Genomic DNA, 17,989 nt, shown 5'->3' with positions numbered 1-17,989 from the left:
AGCGAACCGGAAAGCGGTCGTCGCGTAGGCTGACGATCCGAGCCGAACGACGATGGGAGTGCCGGCGGATGCTCGATCTGGTTTTCAGGCGCAATGCCCACCACGGCGGAACAGGCCGCGACGAGGCGGATCAGCGCGACAACAAGCCCAAGCCCGCCGCCAAACGCGGCGTGGCGCTCGCCCTGGGGGGCGGAGCGGCACGCGGCTGGGCGCATATCGGCGTCATCCGAGCGCTCGTTGAGGCGGACATTCCCATCACCATGATCGCTGGCACCTCGATCGGCGCCCTGGTCGGCGGGTGCTATCTCGCCGACAAGCTGGACGAGCTGGAACAGTTCGCCCTGTCGTTGACGCGGCGGGGCATGATGCGCTTCTTCGACATCCGCTGGGGCGGCGGCGGCCTCATCGGCGGCGCGCGTCTCCACCGTCGTCTTGCCGGCGAACTGGCCGATCTTCGAATCGAGGATCTCGGCCGCCCGCTCGTCTGCGTCGCGACGGAAGCGCGAAGCGGGCACGAGGTCTGGCTGGATTCCGGCTCGCTCGTTCTGGCGATGCGAGCGTCCTACGCTCTGCCCGGCGTGTTTCCACCGGTCGAATGCAATGGCCGTCGGCTGCTGGATGGGGCGCTCGTCAATCCGGTTCCGGTCTCGGTCTGCCGCGCCATGGAAGAGCCCCTGGTGATCGCCGTGAACCTTCATTACGACCTGTTCGGCCGGGCCGCCGTCCTGCGCATGAGCGCGCAGGCCACGGCCTCCGAGCGCACCGCAGAGGCCAACCGGAGCGATCCGCTGATCGGGACCGAGCCCAAACCCGTGCGCGAGCCGGACCGGATCGGGATCGGCCGCTCCGTCGTGGACGCGTTCAACATCATTCAGGATCGTATCTCGCGCTCTCGCCTCGCGGGCGATCCGCCGGATTACACGGTGCATCCGCGCGTTCGCGACATCGGGCTTTCGGAGTTCTTCCGGGCGCGTGAATGCATCGCCTATGGATACGAGGAAACGATGCGGGGAATGGCCGAGATCGAACGCCTCTGCCATTCCCTTCCGAACCGATAGAGCGCGGCGGCGTCAGCCGCCGGCGTGGATATAGGTCTTGAGGTCTTCCGCCTCGCGCTCGGCATCCTCGATCCGCCGCTTCACCACGTCACCGATCGAGATGATCCCGACGCATCGCTCGTCGCGCACCACGGGCAAGTGGCGGAAGCGCCCGCGCGTCATCAGGTTCATCGCTTCGTCGATCGTCGCGCTTTCGGCGATCGTCACGAGGCTGCGCGTCATCACCTCGCCAACGGCTCGGCTGAGGGCCGCCGACCCCTGCTCCGCCAAAAGCCGAACCACGTCGCGCTCAGACACGATACCGAGCAGACGATTGTCGGCATCGAGCGCCACGAGCGCGCCGATCCGGCGAGCGTGAAGCGTTTCGATCACTTCGCCCAAGAGTTGCGTCGGATCGACCGTTGCCACGTCGCGGCCCTTGGCCTCGAGTATGAGTTGCACCGTCATCAGGACCTCCCTTCCTCAGACGGACCATGGTGACGCCAGACGAGCCCGGGCGCAACCTCCCCTCGCCGCGCTCGGCTAGACCGAGCGAATCGGGCGTTGTCTCCGCGGGTCGAACAGACCAAAGCTCAGGAAGCCGAAAAGGAAGCCGCCGACATGCGCTTCCCAGGCGATCGCCCCCGGCTCGCCGAACATGGCGCCGCCGCCCGATCCGAGCGCGAGATTCGTGACGAAGAAGATCACGATGAAGAAAAGGATGGTTCGATCCATCAGGCTGGCGCGCAGACTGAGAAGCGGCGCATAGGCGACGTCGCGCGAGCTGGACCGCCCGGTGGACCCGAGCGCGAATCGCGCCGCGCCGCCCATCAAAGCCGAGACGACGCCGGACGCGCCGATCATCGGCTGCACGAGCGCCGGGTTCAACACATAGAAGAGCGCCGCGCCGGCCAGCGCGCCGACCGCCGAAAACACGAGAAACCGCGCGGCCCCCAAGCGGCGCGCCACCGGCGTGCCGAAGGCGAGCAGCCAGATGGCGTTGGTGCCGAAATGCATCCAGTCCCCGTGCAGGAAAGCATGGCTGAGCGGAGACGCCCAGTTGGCCCACGGTTCGCGCAGCGCGCAGACCTGATCGAGATCGGCATAGCAGCCCGGAATCAGCGCGAAGTTGAGGAGCGTCCAGATGTCGTCGGCCTGCGACAGGACGCTCGTGCGCAACCAGTGGATCGCACCGAGAATCGCGAGCACCGCCAGAACGACGGCGGGGACGTTGATCGGCGCGACCGACCGTGGCGGGCGGCTCTCGCCGTGCAGGGATGCGGGATCGAGAGACACGCGACACTCCTTCTGATCGAGCGCAGTTCTAACGCGGCGCGGCGAGGAGGCAAACGATCGCGGGACAGGATCGGGTGAAACGCCTCGTCCTGTCGGATCAGCCTCGGTTGGGCCGGAACTGTTAACCCTTCTTGGATAGGCTTCCTTCACCTTGACGAACGAGACGGCATCGACCACCCATGCTGACGCCTTCCCTCACGACCCGACCCGTTGCCGAAGACCGCCGCCATTTCAAGCGCGTGAAGGTCGATCTTCTGGGCCGCTTCATGCGGGAGAGCCAGGACGAGTATCCTTGCCGGATCGACAATGTGAGCCCCGGCGGCATTGCCGTGATCTCGGCCGTGGAGCCCCGGGCCGACGAGCGCATCATTCTCTATGCCGATCATATCGGCCGGATCGAAGGGAACGTCGTCCGGCTTTTCGCCGGCGGATTCGCGCTCCACATCCAGGCGACGGACCGCAAGCGCGAGAAGCTCGCGGCGCAGCTCACCTGGCTTGCGAACCGGCATGAACTGTCGCTGCCCGAAGATCGCCGCCACGAGCGCATTCAGCCGCGCAATCCGATCATCGAGATGGTTCTGGACGACGGACGCCGCTATCAGGTCCGCATCATCGACTTGTCCTTGTCGGGCGCTGCCGTGGCCTGCGCCGTGCGTCCCGCCAACGGTTCGAAGGTCACGCTCGGGACCATGCAGGGCCGCGTCGTACGCCAGCTCGAGGACGGTCTCGCGATCGAGTTCACGACGCTCCAGACGGCGGAAACGCTGAACGAATCCTTCCGCTGAGACGGGACCGGCAACTCGCCAGCGGTCGGCGCGGCACCTGACCCAAGCCGGCTGTGGAAAACTCGAAAAAAGATTCGAGGCGCTAGCGGGCGGCGCATCGCCGTCCGATCCGCTTCTTCGACGCCCCTCTGCCCCTTCTGGGGAATGCCTGGAGCGGACCTGCGCACGCCGTCTCCGCGTCCGGCGTTAACGGTTTCGGGTGTCAAACCTTAACGCCGCCCCTTGCGCGCCCCGGCCCGTCCGTCGTGCTGCGTCAGCCGCTCTTCATCTTCATGACCGAGCGGGCTTATGCTGATCGAAGTATGAAGCGGGGCAACAAAGTCTTCAGAGACATCTCTATTGCCGTAACGCCTGAAGAACGCGCCGCGCTTTGGGTGAATTGAATAAAATTCGCCGATTTCACTTCGGTCTTCGATCAATCCGAATTGCGAAGGTCTCCCTAAGTTTTCGGGAGATCCGTCGTGTTCACCTTGTTCCACCGCTTCCTGGCCGCGCCCTGTGCCGTCGCCGCCCTTCTCGCTTCCCTTTCAGCCGCCGAGGCCGCCATGGTCACGCGCGGTCCGACCTCGCAGCCGGTCGGGCATTTCGACTTCTGCAAGAGCTACCCGGCGGAATGCAGCCGCAACGACGAGGTGCGGACCGTCAAGATGACGGATCGCGTCTGGTCCACCATCGTCGAGATCAACGCCGTGGTGAACAACGGGATCACGGCCCGCACCGATCAGGAAATCTACGGCGTGCCCGAGAAATGGGCCTATCCGACAACGGAAGGCGATTGCGAGGATTTCGCTCTGCTCAAGCAGTACATGCTGGAGCGGGAAGGCTTCCCGCGCTCGGCCCTGCTCCTCACCGTCGTGCGGCAGCGCAATGGCGAGGGTCACGCGGTGCTGACGGTTCGCACGGACCGGGGCGACATGGTGCTCGACAATCTCGACCAGCGCGTTCTCGACTGGACGCTGACGCCCTACCAATACTTGAAGCGCCAGTCCGACCAGGATTCGTCCAAGTGGGTGTCGATCGACGACGGCCGCGAAATGCTGGTCGGCAGCGTGCGATAGCCCCAAACGAAAAGGCCGGCTTGAAGCCGGCCTTTTCCTCAGTCGAGGTCGATGTCGAGGATCGACATCGTGAAATGGTAGGACAGTTCGCCCTCGTCCGTGTCCTTGCCGATCGTTCCAACGAACTCGTCGTCGATATAGACTTCGGCCGTGTCGGTCTGCTTGGGCATCGGCTTGACCTTCAGATCGACGCCCTTGAAGGTGCGCTTGAAGAAGGCTTCGAGCTTGCGGATTTCGTCTGGTTTCAAATCCAGGACTCCTTGAAGGAACCTCGCCTGCGGCGTCGGCTGATTGGCCCGGAGGCCGTAACGGATCGCGGGATCAATCCTCGCGGCTGAAATTCTGGTCCATGGCGCTGGCCGGTTCCGCGCAGCCCGACGTTCCGATCAGCTTGGCCGGGATGCCCGCGACGGTGGAATTCGGCGGCACGTCCTTCAAGACGACGGAGCCGGAGGCGATCTTGGAGCAGGCGCCGACATGGATATTGCCGAGGACCTTCGCGCCGGCGCCGATCAGGACGCCCGAGCCGATCTTGGGGTGCCGGTCGCCGAACTCCTTGCCGGTTCCGCCGAGCGTCACCTCCTGCAGGATCGAGACATTGTCGCCGATGGCGGCGGTCATCCCGACCACGATGCCGGTCGCATGGTCGAAGAAGATGCCCTTCCCCATGCGAGCCGCCGGGTGAATGTCCGTCTGGAAGACCGAGGAGGACTGCGACTGGAGATAGAGCGCGAAATCCACGCGCCCCGTGTTCCACAGCCAATGCGCGAGGCGATGGGTCTGGATCGCCTGGAAGCCCTTGAAGAACAGAAGCGGCTCGATGAAGCGGCTGCAGGCCGGGTCCCGGTCGAACACGGCGCGGATGTCCATGCGAAGCTGATCGGCCCATTCCGGCGTCGCGACGGCCATGTCGGCGAAGCCCTGCTCGATATGCGAGGCCGGCACGGTCGGGTGATCGAGCCGCTGTGCGACGCGATGCGCGACGGCGGTCTCCAAGGAGCGCTGGTTGAGGATCGACGCGTAGAGGAAGCCGCTCAGCGCGGGCTCGCGCTCGGCCGCGCGGTGCGCTTCCTCGCGCATGCGGGACCAGATCGGATCGACCGAGGGAAGACGATCCGCGAAGGATGCGGGAATCACAGTCATCGTCCTGACGCTTTCGTCTCGTGTTCGACGCGGCTCGTCTGAGCCTCAAAGGTAAGTCGGCGCCACGCGGTTGCCAGCGCGGGGCTTAGCCTAAAAAGTCAGCCAGTTCCAACGCCGCTCGTTCAGCGCGCGATGAGCGCCCGGTGCTCGGCCAGGAATTCCAGCACCTTCGCCTTGAAGAGCCGGTCGCCGACCGCCAGCATATGATCGCGATTGGAGATGGAAAAGGCCTCTCCATGGGGCATCAGGTCCGCCAGGTCTTGCGCCGGGCCCGCGATATCGTCCTTAGTGCCGACGCCGATCAGCGTCGGCTGGCGAAGGCGGGAGACCTCGTCTTCCGTCAGTTCCTTGCGCGAGGTCTGGATGCAGGCGGCGAGCGCCAGCCGGTCGCTGCGGGTCCGGTCGGCAAAGGCGCGGAACATGCGGCCGCGCTCGTGCGAGACATCGTCCAGCGACGGCGCGAGAAGCGCGTCCGCGATCGGGTCCCAGTCGCCGACGCCGTTCACGAGGCCGATACCGAGCCCGCCGAAGACGAGCAGCGGAAAACGCTCGGGATGCGCGAGGCCCGTGAAGGCGGATACGCGCGCGCCCATGGAATAGCCGAACAAGGCGGCCTTCGGCAGATCGAGATGATCGGCGAGAGCGAGGACGTCGCTCGCCATGGCCTCCGGCGTATAGGCCTCGCCGATTCGCGGCTTGTCGCTGAGACCGTGGCCGCGATGATCGAAGGCGACGGCCCGGTAGCCCGCGTCGGTGAGAACCTGCACCCAGCCGGGATCGACCCAGTTCACGCGCAGGCTGGAGGCAAAGCCATGGACAAGCAGCACGGCGGGCGCCGAAGGGTCTCCCTCGTCGATGAAATGAAGGCGATAGCCGCCATTCTCGAACTCAGCCATGTCCAGCCTCCGTGTCCCGTTCGGCGCGCCCGGATAACGCGAACCGGCGTGCGCCACCACCCTGTTCTTTTGATGCGGAGGGGATTAAGGTGGGCGCGAATTCAGACAAGGGTCGGACGGAGAGCTTCATGGCCGGTTATGGCACGCCCCATTTCCAGAACAGCGCCGGATATGACGTGATCGAAATCGGCGTCGCGGAGTTCATGTGCGTGGGCGCCAACGCGCCGTTCGATCACCCGCATGTCTATCTCGACATGGGCGACGAGGGCGAGAAGGTCTGCCCCTATTGCTCGACGCTCTATCGCTACAATCCCGCGCTGAAGCGCGAGGAGACCCGCCCCGCCGGCTGCGCCTATCACGACAAGGCCGCCTGACCGCACCTCCATGCCCGGAGACCAAGGGATCGACACGCCCGTCCTGATCGTCGGGGCGGGCACGGCTGGCCTTGCCTGCGCCCTCGCCCTCTCGCGCGCCGGCTTCCGGTCGATCGTCTGCGAAAAGGCGCCGCGTCTCGAGCCGGTCGGCGCGGGCCTGCAACTGTCGGCCAATGCGCTCAGCGTTCTCGATCGCCTGGGGGTTCTGCCCGCGATCCGGCAGACGGCGTTCGCGGCGAAGACCGTCGCCCTGCGAGATGGGGCGACCGATCGGCTGCTCGCCCGCGTTCCCGTGGAATCGGGCGCGGATGGATATCTCGCCGTTCACCGCGCCGATCTTCAGTGTGCCTTAGTCGATGCCGTCGAGGCCGATCCCCGCATCGACCTGCGTCTCGGCCGGACACTGGTCGGCGTGGACTGGACGAGCGAGTGCGTGAAAGCGCGCTTTGCCGGCGCTGACGGAGCCGACGCGCCTGTCGACGCGCCCCTCCTGATCGCCGCCGATGGCGTGCATTCCGCCTTCGCCGGCCAGATCGGCTGCAAGCCTGCTTGGGATCACGGCCTCGTCGCGCATCGCTTCACACTCTCCGACACGCCCGGTTCCGAGATCGAGGCCTGGTTGTCGCCTTCGTCTCACGCCGTGTCCTATCCGATGCGGCAAGGAGGCGAGCGCAATGTGGTTCTCGTGGAAACGGGGACGGGCGAGACCCGGCCGCGCACGGAGCGTTGGAACGACCGCGTTGCCGGTTTCATCGAACGCGGACGCTATCTCGGAAGCTGGCCGCTCCTGACCGTCGATGCGGGTGAACGCCTCCAGCCGAGGGATCGCCTCGTCTTCATCGGCGATGCGGCGCACGCGATGTTTCCTTTCGCGGCGCAGGGCGCGGCGATGGCGCTGGAAGATGCCTGGGTTCTCGCCGGCGCACTGGCCGCTCATTCCGATACGAACGCGGCCATCGCGGCCTATGCAGCGGCCAGGGCGCCCCGCATCGAGAAGGTGTTGAAGCGCGTGCGCTTCCATCGCTTCGTGTATCACCTCCCCTGGCCAGCCACCCTCGCCCGCAACGCCGCGATGGCCCTGCGTCCCGAACGCGAGATGCGGCGGGATCTCGCCTGGCTCTACGACTGGCGTGCCGATCCTCTTCCAGAAAATCGGCAGGGTCTGCGCTGATCCGCGCGGCGATCACGCTCTTGCGAGGTCGCGCTTTCGCATTCGGCGTACATTTCCTTCGACCCGACCCGACCTAGCTGTTTCGTCCTGTGTCTCGTTGCTCGCGCAACGAAACGGCGGTGGCGGATGCTCCAGGTTGACGCCGCTGCTGCCGGACTTCTGCAAGGGACAGACGGAAAGGTTTCATATGCCGAATTTCGAACGTGCCGGACGGCTTCTGGTGGTCACGGCCCTTGCTGCCTCCACGGCGCTGACGGGGCCGCTCGCGGCCTTCGCCCAGCAGCCGCCTCCGATCGACGGTGCCCCGCCCGAGATCCCACCCCCGGCCGAGCGCGCGCCGCCGGAGGCTCCGGCCGAGCGCGAAGCACCTGCACCCGAAGCGCCCGAGCCGGCCCCGGCGCCCGAACAGGAACCCGAGCGGGCTGCTCCGCCTCCGGCCGAAGTCGCGCCGCCAGAGCCCGCGCGCCCAGAGCCCGCACCGGCCGAGCCGGCGCCTGCCGACGAACCGCCGGCCCCCGCGACGCCCAGCGCACCGCAGCCGGGCGGTCCGTCGACGCCGGCAGCGCCCGCCGCGCCTGATTCCGGCCCGCCCGCGAACGCCCCCGAGGGCGATCGGCGCGACCTGCCGGCGGACGAAGGCACGATGAACGACGCCGGCACCGCACCGAACCCAGCGGCATCCGAGCCCGCGCCTGCGCCAGAAGCGCCGCCCGCGCCCGCCGCATCGGAACCCGCCCCGGCCGCGCCCGAGACGGCACCTGCTGCCCCGACGCAGGCCGCGCCTCCGGCCCCCGCTGAGAGCGCCGCACCGCCAGCCGCTGCCCCGTCTGTTCCGCCCGCACCGGCCGAGGGTGCCGTTCCCCCCGCGCCCCCGCAGCCCGGTAGCGAGCCGAGCACGCCGGCCGCACAGGACCCGGCTGCCCGCGCGGCGCCGGACGCGCCGGCAACCGCCCCGACGAACCCAACCGCGCCGCCGGTGGCGCCGAACGCCGCGCCGGTCGAACCCGGCACGCCGCCGGCCCCGCCCGTTCCGGCGCCCGGCAGCGAGGCACCGCTTGCCCCGGGTGCTCAGCCGCCTGCGGCCGCACCGCCCGCCGGCGCGCCGCCGGCTCCAGGCGCTGCTCCGGCTGCATCGCCGGAAGCCGCCGCACAGCCACCGGCCGAGCCGCCGCGCCCGGTTCCGGCGGATGTTCAGACCGCGCCCGTCCCGCAGGGCGGCGTCGAGCAAAGCGACGCGCGCGTTCAGCAGCTGGCGCAGCCGGTCGAGGTGCCGCCCGTCCGGCAGGTCGAGGGTCAGCCGCTCCAGGCGCCGCCCGCACCCACCCTCCCGCCGAATGTCGAGGTCGTCCAACGCGTCGGAAATCGCGACATTCTCTCGCTCGTCGGTGCGGGCGTCGCAGGCGCGGCGGCCGGTGGTCTTGCCGCCTATTTCATCCGCTCGGACGACAATCAGCGTCTGTCGGAAGGATCGTCGGACGTTCGGTTCGAGCAGCTGCCGCGTGGCCTGACGCGCCAGACGATCCGTCGCCCGAACGGCGTCGAGGTGGTGACGATCGAGAACGAGTATGGCGACGTCGTGCAACGCTCGCGCATCACGCCGGACGGGCGCGAGGTCGTTCTGTTCTACGATCCGTATGCGGAGGATGCCGACCGGCCGTCCTACTACAGCGACGCCGGCGCGGACTTGCCGCCGCTGGAGCTCACGATCCCGCGTGATCGCTATATCGTCGATGTGGCCCGGCCCGACGAGGATCTCTACTACCAGACCATCGTCGCGCCGCCCGTGGAAACGGTGGAGCGCATCTACTCGGTGGACGAAGTGCGCCGTTCGACACGTATTCGCGACAAGGTGCGGCGCATCGATCTCAGCACGATCAATTTCGGCTTCGGTTCGGCCGAGATCGAGCAGAAGGAAGTCCGCAATCTTCAGGCGCTCGCGGATGCCGTGAAGCGGGTGATCGACGAGAATCCGGGCGAGGTCTTCCTTCTGGAAGGACACACGGACGCGGTCGGCAGCAATGTCGCCAATCTCGCTCTTTCCGATCGCCGCGCCGAGGCGGTTGCGACCGCGCTAACCACCTATTTCGAGATCCCGCCGGAAAACCTGGTCACGCAGGGCTATGGCGAGGAGAACCTAAAGGTGGCGACGCAGGAACCCAGCCGCGAGAACCGTCGCGTCACGCTGCGCCGGATCACCTCCCTGGTGAAACCCGTCGAGTCCGCGCGTCGCTGACGGCGAAGTTCAGACCGGAATGAAAAAGGCCGCTCGCATGGCGAGCGGCCTTTTTCGCGTGAACTGCGGCGTCAGTTCTCGCTGTCCCCAGGCGGGGTGTCCTCGGTCTCGTCGGCCGCGAGAAAGCCGACGAAGGGATGGAGACCGTCGAAATAGCTCGCGATGATCTTGATGCAGACCATGAGCGGCACGGCGAGGAACATGCCGACAATGCCCCAGATCCAGCCCCAGAAGGCGACCGACAGGAAGACGGCGGCCGAATTCATCCGCAGCCTGCGTCCCACCAGGATCGGCGTGATGAACTGGCCCTCCAGCGAGGTGATGGCGAGATAGATCAAAGGCGGGATCAGGGCGCTTGAGAGCGATCCGAACTCGGTCAACCCGACAAGACCCACGAGCCCGATCCCGAAGACGGCGCCGAGATAGGGAATGAAGTTGAAGACGAAGGCCAGCGCCCCGAACACGCCCGGCATGGGCATGCCGATCAGCGCCATGGCGCTGCCGATCGCGATTCCGAGGGCCATGTTGATTGCGGTGATCGTGAAGAGATAGCGCGAGAGTTCGGTTTCGATCTCGAAGGCGATCGACAGGGCGCGTTTCTTGTCGGACAGGCTCGGAAGCGTCTCCACAGTCTTGCGGTAGAAAAGATTTCCCGACGAGAGAAGAAAGAACAGGAAGATCAGGGCGAAGCCGATGCTGGCTCCAATGCGCGGCACGACCGCCGCCATGTTGCCGAGCAAGGACGGGCCGCTGATGATGACGTCCTCGGGGCGGCTGACGGTGCCTTCCCCGTTCGTCGCCTCGCGGGCCTGCTGCCGCGCCTCGCGAACCGTCATGAAGCGCTCGCGCAATACGGCGACTTCCTTGTTCACCGCTTCGACATAGCGCGGCGTGTTCTCCGCGATCTGCGCGATCGGACCGCTGAAGGCGTAGAACGATCCGAGCACCAGAAGGCTCGTGCCGAACACGAGCGCTGCGGCCGTCAGGGGCTCCCAAAGCCCCAGGCGTCGCTTCGCGATTCTCACGATCGGGCTGAGGACCAGCATGAACAGGATCGCGAAAACGACCGGGAGGATGAAATCGCGCGCGAGATAAAGCGCGCCGAAAAAGAGGATCAGGAAGATCCCGATCACCGCCCAGCGCGGCCCGATCTGGATCGTCTGCCGGTTGACCAGTCCGATATTGGGCGAGACGACGGTCGTCGCCTCGCGCTTGGAGGTCAGGTCTCCATCCGACATGCTGCATTCCCTCTATCGGAAGGAAATGCGGCATTTTGCTCCCGCGTTCCACGCGGTGCGTGGATCGGGCGCAATGCGGCGTTGGGCGCGGTTCCTCAGTGCAGGATCTGGCTGAGGAAGAGCTTGGTGCGCTCGTGCTGCGGGTTGTTGAAGAAGGCGTTCGGCTCGTTCTCTTCGACGATCTGGCCGGCATCCATGAAGATGACCCGGTCGGCGACCTGACGGGCGAAGCCCATTTCGTGCGTCACACAGATCATGGTCATGCCTTCTTCCGCCAGACCCACCATCGTGTCGAGCACTTCCTTGACCATTTCCGGGTCGAGCGCCGAGGTCGGCTCGTCGAACAGCATGACCTTGGGCTTCATGCAGAGCGCGCGCGCGATGGCGACGCGCTGCTGCTGGCCGCCCGAGAGCTGGCCAGGATATTTGTTCGCCTGCTCGGGGATGCGCACCCGCTTCAGGAAGTGCATCGCGATCTCTTCAGCCTGCTTCTTCGGCATCTTGCGCACCCAGATCGGCGCGAGCGTGCAGTTCTCGAGAATGGTCAGATGCGGGAAGAGATTGAAGTGCTGGAACACCATGCCGACCTCCTGGCGCACCAGGTCGATCTTCTTCAGATCGTTGGTGAGCTCGACGCCGTCGACGACGATCTTGCCCTTCTGGTGCTCTTCCAGCCGGTTGATGCAGCGGATCATGGTGGATTTGCCCGAGCCTGACGGGCCGCACACGACGATGCGCTCGCCGCGCTGAACGCGGAGGTTCACGTCTCGCAGGACGTGGAACTCGCCGTACCACTTGTTGACATGGTCGAGTTCGATCGCGACCGGCCCGAGCTGGCCGGGGCGAACGGAGGCGTTGGAAGCGGTCGATGCGGTCATGAGACTATCCGAAACTTGCGATCCGAAGGGGACCGGCCCTGGCCGATCCGGCAATATGAAAGGCGGGCGAGCCGTATCAATGCTTGTGCCCGCGCGACAGGCGGCGCTCCATGAAGATGGAGTAGCGCGACATGCCGAAGCAGAAGAGCCAGAACGAGAAGGCCGCGAACACGAGACCGGTTGCCGGCGTCGTCGGCGTGATCCAGGCCGGATCGCTGAAGCCGCGACGCACCGCGCCGAGGAGATCCGCCAGACCGATGATCGACACGAGGCTCGTATCCTTGAACAGGCCGATGAACGTGTTGACGATGCCGGGGATCACGAGCGTCAGGGCCTGCGGAAGGATGATCATTCGCATCTTCTGCCAGTAGGTCAACGCCATGGCGTCGGCGCCTTCGTACTGGCCCTTCGGGATCGCCTGAAGGCCGCCGCGAATGACCTCTGCCATATAGGCCGCCGCGAAGAGCGACACGCCGACGAGAACGCGCAGGAGCTGGTTCAGGCTGACGCCGCTCGGAAGGAAGAGCGGCAGCATGAAGGTTGCCATGAACAGAACGGTGATCAGCGGCACGCCGCGCCAGAACTCGATGAAGATCACCGAAAGAAGCCGCACCGCAGGCATCTTGGACTGACGCCCGAGCGCCAGGAGAATGCCGAGCGGAAACGACAGAGCGATGCCGGTCAGGGCGACGACGAGCGTGACGAGAAGGCCACCCCAGAGATTGGTGGGAACGAAGGCGAGCCCGAAATCGCCCGTCAGCATCGACACGAAGAAAAGAGCGGCGAGCAACGGATAGATGAGCCCGAGCGCCGGCGCCTTTTCGTCGAGGGTCGAGAGCGCCGTCGCGATCGCAAGACCGATGGCCAGGAGAGCCGCGAGCAGCGCGACGAAGCTCAGCGTGTCCCAGCGGAAGGTGAGGACGCTGAAGCGGTTCAGCGCGAGATAGGGCGACGCCAGGGCGGCCACCAAGGCGAAGGCCGCCAAGCCGTAGCCGACCTTCATCAACAGGCTGGAACTCGCCCGGCTGCTGATGCCGACACACAGGACGAGCGTGACGACGGCGGCGAGAGCGAAGACCAGCGCGATCGAGGCGCCGGACATGCTGAACCGGCCGCCCGTCAGAAGCACGGCCGTCACGAGCGGGAAGACGAAGAAGAGAAGAACCGCGTTGAGCCGCTTGTAGGGCACGCGCGGAATGGCGATCGGCACGAGGAGGACCACCAGAAGCGCGAAGACCAGGAGAACCCGCCAGCGCTCCTCCACCGGATAGAGGCCGAAGATGAACTGCTGGAACCGCGCGCCGATGAAGGCCCAGCACGCGCCGACGCCGGGCCCGAGGCAGGCCGCTCGGTCATCGCCCGTGAAGATCGCTGTCGTGACGCCCCAGTGGAACAGACCCGACGCCACATAGGCGATCAGGAGAAGCGACAGGAGAGTCAGGACCGCGTCGATCGGCGTCGCGAAGAAGCTGCGGCGCAGACGACCGGACATTCCGGTCATGTCTTTGGGTGGAGGAAGCGGCTGGAGATAGCTGCCGGCGACGAAGCGCGAAACCTGTTCTTCCATCGTGGGACCCTCAGCGCTCGACCAGTTTCATGCGACGATTGAACAGGTTCATCAGGATCGAGATCGTGATGCTGATGCCCAGGTAGACGGTCATCCAGATCACGACGACTTCGATCGACTGACCGGACTGGTTGAGCACCGTCGAGCCGACGGCGACGAGATCGGGATAGCCGATCGCAAGGCCGAGCGACGAATTCTTGATGAGGTTCAGATATTGAGAGGTCAGCGGCGGGATGATGACCCGGAAGGCCTGCGGCACGATCACGAGGCGCAGCGCGTGATTTCGGCGCAGCCCGAGGGCCGATGCGGCTTCCGTCTGCCCCTTCGAGACGGACAGAATGCCGGCGCGCACGATCTCCGCGATGAAGGCGCCCGTGTAGACCGAGAGCGCCAGGAAGATCGCCAGGAATTCCGGCTTGATCTGGAAACCGCCCGTGAGATTGAACGTGCCGCGCTGCGGGATTTCGAGCGTCGCGGGGAAGCCGGTCAGCGCGAAGACCACGATCGGCAGACCGATGATGAGGCCGAGCGCTGGCCAGAGGAGGCTCGGTCGTTGCCCCGTCGCCCGTTGGCGGGCGGAAAAGACGCGCGACAGGATGATGGTCGCGACGATGCCGACGAGGAGGGCGACGCCCGTCGTCCAGGCTTCGGCCCCGAACAGAACGCGCGGGGTCTGCAGGCCACGGTTCGAGAGGAAGGAATCGAAGGGGAATTCCAGGGCCTGTCGCGGCTGCGGGAGCAGCGCCAGAACGCCGAAATACCAGAAGAGGATGACGAGAAGCGGCGGAATGTTGCGGAACGTCTCGACATAGACGGTGGCGATGCCGCGCACCAAGGCGTTATGCGACAAACGCCCGATACCCACGACGAAGCCGAGGATCGTGGCGAAGACGATGCCCGTTCCGGCGACGATCAGCGTGTTCGTCAGGCCGACGAGGATCGCCCGGCCATAGGTCGCATTGTTGGTATAGGCGATCGGCACCTGCGCAATGTCGAAGCCCGATCGCGTGCCGAGGAAGCCGAAACCGGACGCGATATTGGCGTTTCGCAGATTCTCGGCCGTGTTCTGGTAGACCCACCACCCGAATGCCGCCAGGCCGACGACCAGAACGACCTGAATGACGATGCTGCGCACCAGCGGATTGGTGAAGATCGAATCACGGCCTCGATCGTCGGGCATCGTTCCGGTATCGGTCGTCATGGGGTTCCTTCGGCTCGGTAAAGGACGCCCGCCGCCGAAGGATCGGCGACGGGCAACGTGCGATATCGTTCAGATCAACGGACCGGCGGGCCGTACTGCAGGCCGCCCTTGGTCCAGAGAGCGTTCTGGCCGCGCGCGATGCCGAGCGGCGAGTCCTTACCGACATTGCGCTCGAAGATCTCGCCGTAGTTGCCCACGGCCTTCACGATGCGAACAACGAAGTCGTTGGTGAGGCCGGCATCGCTGCCGAACGTGCCCTCGACGCCGAGAAGACGGCGGATCTCGGGGTTGGTCGAGTTCTTCATCTCGTCGACATTGGCCTGCGTGACGCCGAGTTCTTCGGCGTTGAGCAGCGCGAAATGCGTCCACTTCACCACGTTAAACCACTGGTCGTCGCCCTGGCGCACGGCCGGGCCGAGCGGCTCCTTGGAGATGATCTCCGGCAGAACCATGTTGTCGTCGGGATTGCCGAGTTCCAGACGCGAGGCGTAGAGGCCGGACTGGTCGGTCGTCAGAACGTCGCAACGGCCGCTGTCATAGGCCGAGTTCACGTCCGACTGCGCCTCGATGACGACCGGGTTGTACTGCATGTTGTTGGCGGCGAAATAATCCGCCAGATTCAGTTCGGTGGTCGTGCCGCTCTGCACGCAGACCGTCGCGCCCGAGAGCTGCAGCGCCGACGTGACGCCAAGCGCCTTGCGGACCATGAAGCCCTGGCCGTCGTAGAAGTTGACGCCCGCGAAGGTCAGGCCGAGCGCGGTGTCGCGGCTCATCGTCCAGGTCGTGTTGCGCGCGAGAACGTCGATCTCGTTGTTCTGGAGCGCGGGGAAGCGTTGAACGGCCGAGAGCGGCGAATACACGACCTTCGACGCGTCGCCGAAGACCGCGGCCGCGATCGCCTTGCAGTAGTCGACGTCGAGACCCGCCCACTCGCCCTTGTCGTTCTGATAGCCGAACCCGGGAAGGCCGGTATTGACGCCGCAACGAACGGTCCCGCGCGCCTTGGTGTCATCCAAGGTCCCGGCGGAAGCGCCAGTCGACGCGATGCCCACGACGGAAACGCAGAGCGCGGCGGCCAGAAGCTTCAGTTTCATCCCAATACCTTCTTGCAATGCGGGTTGGAAGTTCGTTCGCCGCGTGCCTGCTCTGAACGGGCAATCGGTCGAGTTGCGGGTTAAAGGATCATGCCATAAAACTGCGCAGGTCAAGCATCTGGCCACATTTTTTCCAAAGCTTTGAGCCTGTGCCTGATTCCGTTGTTCAAATTGTTTTCAGAAAGCCCAGCGCGTGAGCACTGAAACGGACGATAAGCATCAGTTCCGAACCGCCACCCGTCTTGTTCATGCGGGTTACGACCCTCATGAGTACCACGGGTTTGTGAACGCCCCTGTGGTTCATGCCTCGACGGTCTTGTTTCCCGACGCCGCCACGATGCGTCGGCGCGACCATACCTATCTGTACGGCCTGCGCGGCACGCCGACGACGGACGCTCTTGAAGGAGCGCTCAACGATCTCGAAGGCGCAGCCGGCACGATCCTCGTGCCATCGGGTCTGGCGGCGATCAGCGTGCCGCTTCTGGCGTTTCTGAGCCATGGTGATCACTGTCTCGTCGTGGACAGCGTCTATGGCCCGACGCGCCTTTTCTGCGACACGCTTCTGACGCGCATGGGCGTCGAGACCGAGTATTTCGACCCGGCGATCGGCGAGGGCCTGCGAGGCCTGATGCGCGAGAACACGCGCGTCGTGTTTCTGGAAGCGCCCGGCTCCAACACGTTCGAGATGATCGATATCCGCCTCATGGCGGGAATCGCGCGCGAGGGCGGCGCCGTCTCGATGATCGACAACACATGGGCGACCCCGCTCTTCCTGCGCCCCCTCGATTTCGGCGTCGATCTTTCGATCCATGCGCTGACGAAATATCCTGGCGGTCATTCCGACCTGATGCTGGGCAGCGTTTCCGCAAATGCCGCCACCTACAAGCCGCTGCGCGATGCGCAGATGCAGATCGGCGTGAACGCCGCGCCTGATGACGCCTATCTGACGCTGCGGGGGCTGAAGACGATGGAGGTGCGCCTGCGCGCCCACGAGCGCGCGGCGCTCGATCTGGCCCGCTGGCTGGAAACGCGGCCGGAGGTCGCGCGGGTCCTGCATCCCGCCCTTCCCTCCTTCCCCGGGCACGATCTCTGGAAGGCGCAGTTCACGGGCGCGAGCGGCTTGTTCTCCTTCGTCCTGAAGGGCGGCGGGCGCGAACAGGCCGACGCCTTCCTCGACGCCCTGCGCATTTTCGGCCTCGGCTACTCCTGGGGTGGTTTCGAGAGCCTTGCGTTGCAGGTCGATCTGTCGGACCGGCGCTTCGCCAAGGCTCCGCCCGAAGGTCCGGTCATCCGGCTTCAGATCGGCCTCGAGGACACCGACGATCTGCGCGAAGATATCGAACGCGGCTTCTCCGCCATCGCAGCGCTTGGCTGAAACCTCACGGCGCGATCCAACGCTGGGTCGCGCTCCCTTCCCGATAGACGATCTCCGCGCGGCGCTGGCCTTCGTCCGAGAGCTGAAGCCAGTCGATCCGCTCGACGGTGAGACGGGCCACGACAAACGACGTGCTGGCCGGGTCGTCCCCGCTCGAAAGGGTGAAGCGCAAGGCCTCGGGCCGTTCCAGCGGCGCGCCGGCGGGCTGTTCCGTTCGATAGGTCCGTCTTGCGCCGCTCCCCAGCTTTGCGAAGCGCTCGGCCGCTTCTCGCGTGTCCGCTCCGTACAGCGCCACCCTGCCCTCGGCACGAAGCTGCAATTGTGCGGCCGGGTCCCAGAACAGGAGCGTTGCGCGCGGATCGTCGGAGAGATCGGCGATTTTTCCGGATCGCGCATCGGTGTGAAACTCGAGCCAGCGCTCGCTCGGCTCGACCGCCCGCAAGACCACCATCCGCGCGCTCGCCCCATGCTCGGGGCTGGACGTCGCCAAGGCGACGGTGCGGAACGGATCGCCCTTGCGATCGACCGCCTGCGTCCAACGCTCCCAGATGCGGGGGGCGAGAGCGCTCAGTTCCCTGTCTTCGACCATCATCGATTGCGCAGCAGAGCGGGCCAGCCTTCCGCTCGCCGGTGATAAAATGGG

At 65.8% G+C, this 17,989-nt stretch carries 18 protein-coding genes; 7 read left to right on the top strand and 11 right to left on the bottom strand.

The features are described 5' to 3' along the window. Window positions 1-68: 68 nt before the first annotated feature. Entirely contained in the window at window positions 69-1,058 is a 990-nt protein-coding gene (locus B146_RS0103995; RefSeq protein WP_019995126.1) for a patatin-like phospholipase family protein, read from the top strand. Between the two features lie 12 nt (window positions 1,059-1,070). On the opposite strand, the gene B146_RS0103990 is transcribed toward B146_RS0103995, so the two are convergent. Both B146_RS0103990 and B146_RS0103985 read right to left on the bottom strand, forming a co-directional pair. Then, complete coding sequence (locus tag B146_RS0103990) at window positions 1,071-1,505, bottom strand: CBS domain-containing protein (protein ID WP_019995125.1); 435 nt, start codon at window positions 1,503-1,505, stop codon at window positions 1,071-1,073. Between the two features lie 75 nt (window positions 1,506-1,580). Next, window positions 1,581-2,333, bottom strand: a complete 753-nt coding sequence (locus tag B146_RS0103985) for a rhomboid family intramembrane serine protease (protein ID WP_019995124.1) — start codon at window positions 2,331-2,333, stop codon at window positions 1,581-1,583. Window positions 2,334-2,512: 179 nt separating this feature from the next. Here B146_RS0103985 and B146_RS0103980 point away from each other — a divergent pair, with 179 nt between their 5' ends. Beyond that, window positions 2,513-3,118: a PilZ domain-containing protein gene (locus B146_RS0103980; protein WP_019995123.1), complete on the top strand. Its 606-nt coding sequence runs from the start codon at window positions 2,513-2,515 to the stop codon at window positions 3,116-3,118. Between the two features lie 461 nt (window positions 3,119-3,579). After that, on the top strand, window positions 3,580-4,176 hold the full coding sequence (locus tag B146_RS0103975; RefSeq protein ID WP_019995122.1) for a transglutaminase-like cysteine peptidase: 597 nt from the start codon (window positions 3,580-3,582) through the stop codon (window positions 4,174-4,176). Window positions 4,177-4,214: 38 nt separating this feature from the next. Here B146_RS0103975 and B146_RS0103970 read toward each other — a convergent pair whose 3' ends face one another. From B146_RS0103970 to B146_RS0103960, 3 genes are all read right to left on the bottom strand, one after another. Beyond that, a complete protein-coding gene (locus B146_RS0103970; RefSeq protein ID WP_019995121.1) occupies window positions 4,215-4,424 on the bottom strand; it encodes a DUF3126 family protein in 210 nt (69 codons plus the stop codon). A 73-nt stretch (window positions 4,425-4,497) separates the two neighbouring features. Beyond that, window positions 4,498-5,319, bottom strand: a complete 822-nt coding sequence (gene cysE, locus B146_RS0103965) for a serine O-acetyltransferase (protein WP_019995120.1) — start codon at window positions 5,317-5,319, stop codon at window positions 4,498-4,500. Window positions 5,320-5,441: 122 nt separating this feature from the next. Next, window positions 5,442-6,215, bottom strand: coding sequence for an alpha/beta fold hydrolase (locus B146_RS0103960; RefSeq protein WP_019995119.1), 774 nt, complete (start codon window positions 6,213-6,215; stop codon window positions 5,442-5,444). 128 nt (window positions 6,216-6,343) lie between these two features. Here B146_RS0103960 and B146_RS0103955 point away from each other — a divergent pair, with 128 nt between their 5' ends. The 3 genes from B146_RS0103955 (at window position 6,344) to B146_RS30060 (ending at window position 9,993) form a co-directional block, all read left to right on the top strand. Further along, window positions 6,344-6,589 carry a zinc-finger domain-containing protein gene (locus B146_RS0103955; RefSeq protein WP_019995118.1) on the top strand — a complete coding sequence of 82 codons (246 nt, stop codon included), beginning with the start codon at window positions 6,344-6,346 and terminating at the stop codon, window positions 6,587-6,589. Window positions 6,590-6,599: 10 nt separating this feature from the next. After that, window positions 6,600-7,760 carry an FAD-dependent monooxygenase gene (locus tag B146_RS25010; protein ID WP_019995117.1) on the top strand — a complete coding sequence of 387 codons (1,161 nt, stop codon included), beginning with the start codon at window positions 6,600-6,602 and terminating at the stop codon, window positions 7,758-7,760. Window positions 7,761-7,947: 187 nt separating this feature from the next. Then, a complete protein-coding gene (locus B146_RS30060) occupies window positions 7,948-9,993 on the top strand; it encodes an OmpA family protein (protein WP_274532740.1) in 2,046 nt (681 codons plus the stop codon). Window positions 9,994-10,064: 71 nt separating this feature from the next. Here B146_RS30060 and B146_RS0103940 read toward each other — a convergent pair whose 3' ends face one another. The 5 genes from B146_RS0103940 to B146_RS0103920 all read right to left on the bottom strand — a co-directional run bounded on the left by B146_RS0103940 (window position 10,065) and on the right by B146_RS0103920 (window position 15,971). Further along, on the bottom strand, window positions 10,065-11,231 hold the full coding sequence (locus tag B146_RS0103940) for an AI-2E family transporter (RefSeq protein WP_019995115.1): 1,167 nt from the start codon (window positions 11,229-11,231) through the stop codon (window positions 10,065-10,067). Window positions 11,232-11,326: 95 nt separating this feature from the next. After that, window positions 11,327-12,109 carry an amino acid ABC transporter ATP-binding protein gene (locus B146_RS0103935; RefSeq protein WP_019995114.1) on the bottom strand — a complete coding sequence of 261 codons (783 nt, stop codon included), beginning with the start codon at window positions 12,107-12,109 and terminating at the stop codon, window positions 11,327-11,329. A gap of 76 nt (window positions 12,110-12,185) precedes the next feature. Further along, window positions 12,186-13,676 (bottom strand): amino acid ABC transporter permease, encoded by a 1,491-nt coding sequence (locus tag B146_RS0103930; protein WP_019995113.1) that lies wholly within the window; start codon window positions 13,674-13,676, stop codon window positions 12,186-12,188. A gap of 10 nt (window positions 13,677-13,686) precedes the next feature. Continuing rightward, a complete protein-coding gene (locus B146_RS0103925) occupies window positions 13,687-14,877 on the bottom strand; it encodes an amino acid ABC transporter permease (RefSeq protein WP_019995112.1) in 1,191 nt (396 codons plus the stop codon). Between the two features lie 74 nt (window positions 14,878-14,951). Next, window positions 14,952-15,971 carry an amino acid ABC transporter substrate-binding protein gene (locus tag B146_RS0103920; protein WP_019995111.1) on the bottom strand — a complete coding sequence of 340 codons (1,020 nt, stop codon included), beginning with the start codon at window positions 15,969-15,971 and terminating at the stop codon, window positions 14,952-14,954. A 193-nt stretch (window positions 15,972-16,164) separates the two neighbouring features. Here B146_RS0103920 and metC point away from each other — a divergent pair, with 193 nt between their 5' ends. Continuing rightward, on the top strand, window positions 16,165-17,346 hold the full coding sequence (gene metC, locus B146_RS0103915) for a cystathionine beta-lyase (RefSeq protein WP_051091499.1): 1,182 nt from the start codon (window positions 16,165-16,167) through the stop codon (window positions 17,344-17,346). A gap of 4 nt (window positions 17,347-17,350) precedes the next feature. Here metC and B146_RS24995 read toward each other — a convergent pair whose 3' ends face one another. Beyond that, window positions 17,351-17,935, bottom strand: coding sequence for a pyridoxamine 5'-phosphate oxidase family protein (locus B146_RS24995; protein ID WP_162141926.1), 585 nt, complete (start codon window positions 17,933-17,935; stop codon window positions 17,351-17,353). Between the last annotated feature and the right edge of the window lie 54 nt (window positions 17,936-17,989).

This window comes from Aureimonas ureilytica DSM 18598 = NBRC 106430, from assembly GCF_000382705.1.
GTDB lineage: Bacteria > Pseudomonadota > Alphaproteobacteria > Rhizobiales > Rhizobiaceae > Aureimonas > Aureimonas ureilytica.
The sequence above is the reverse complement of the archived record's forward strand: the minus strand, read 5'-3'. Positions and strand labels throughout refer to the sequence as shown.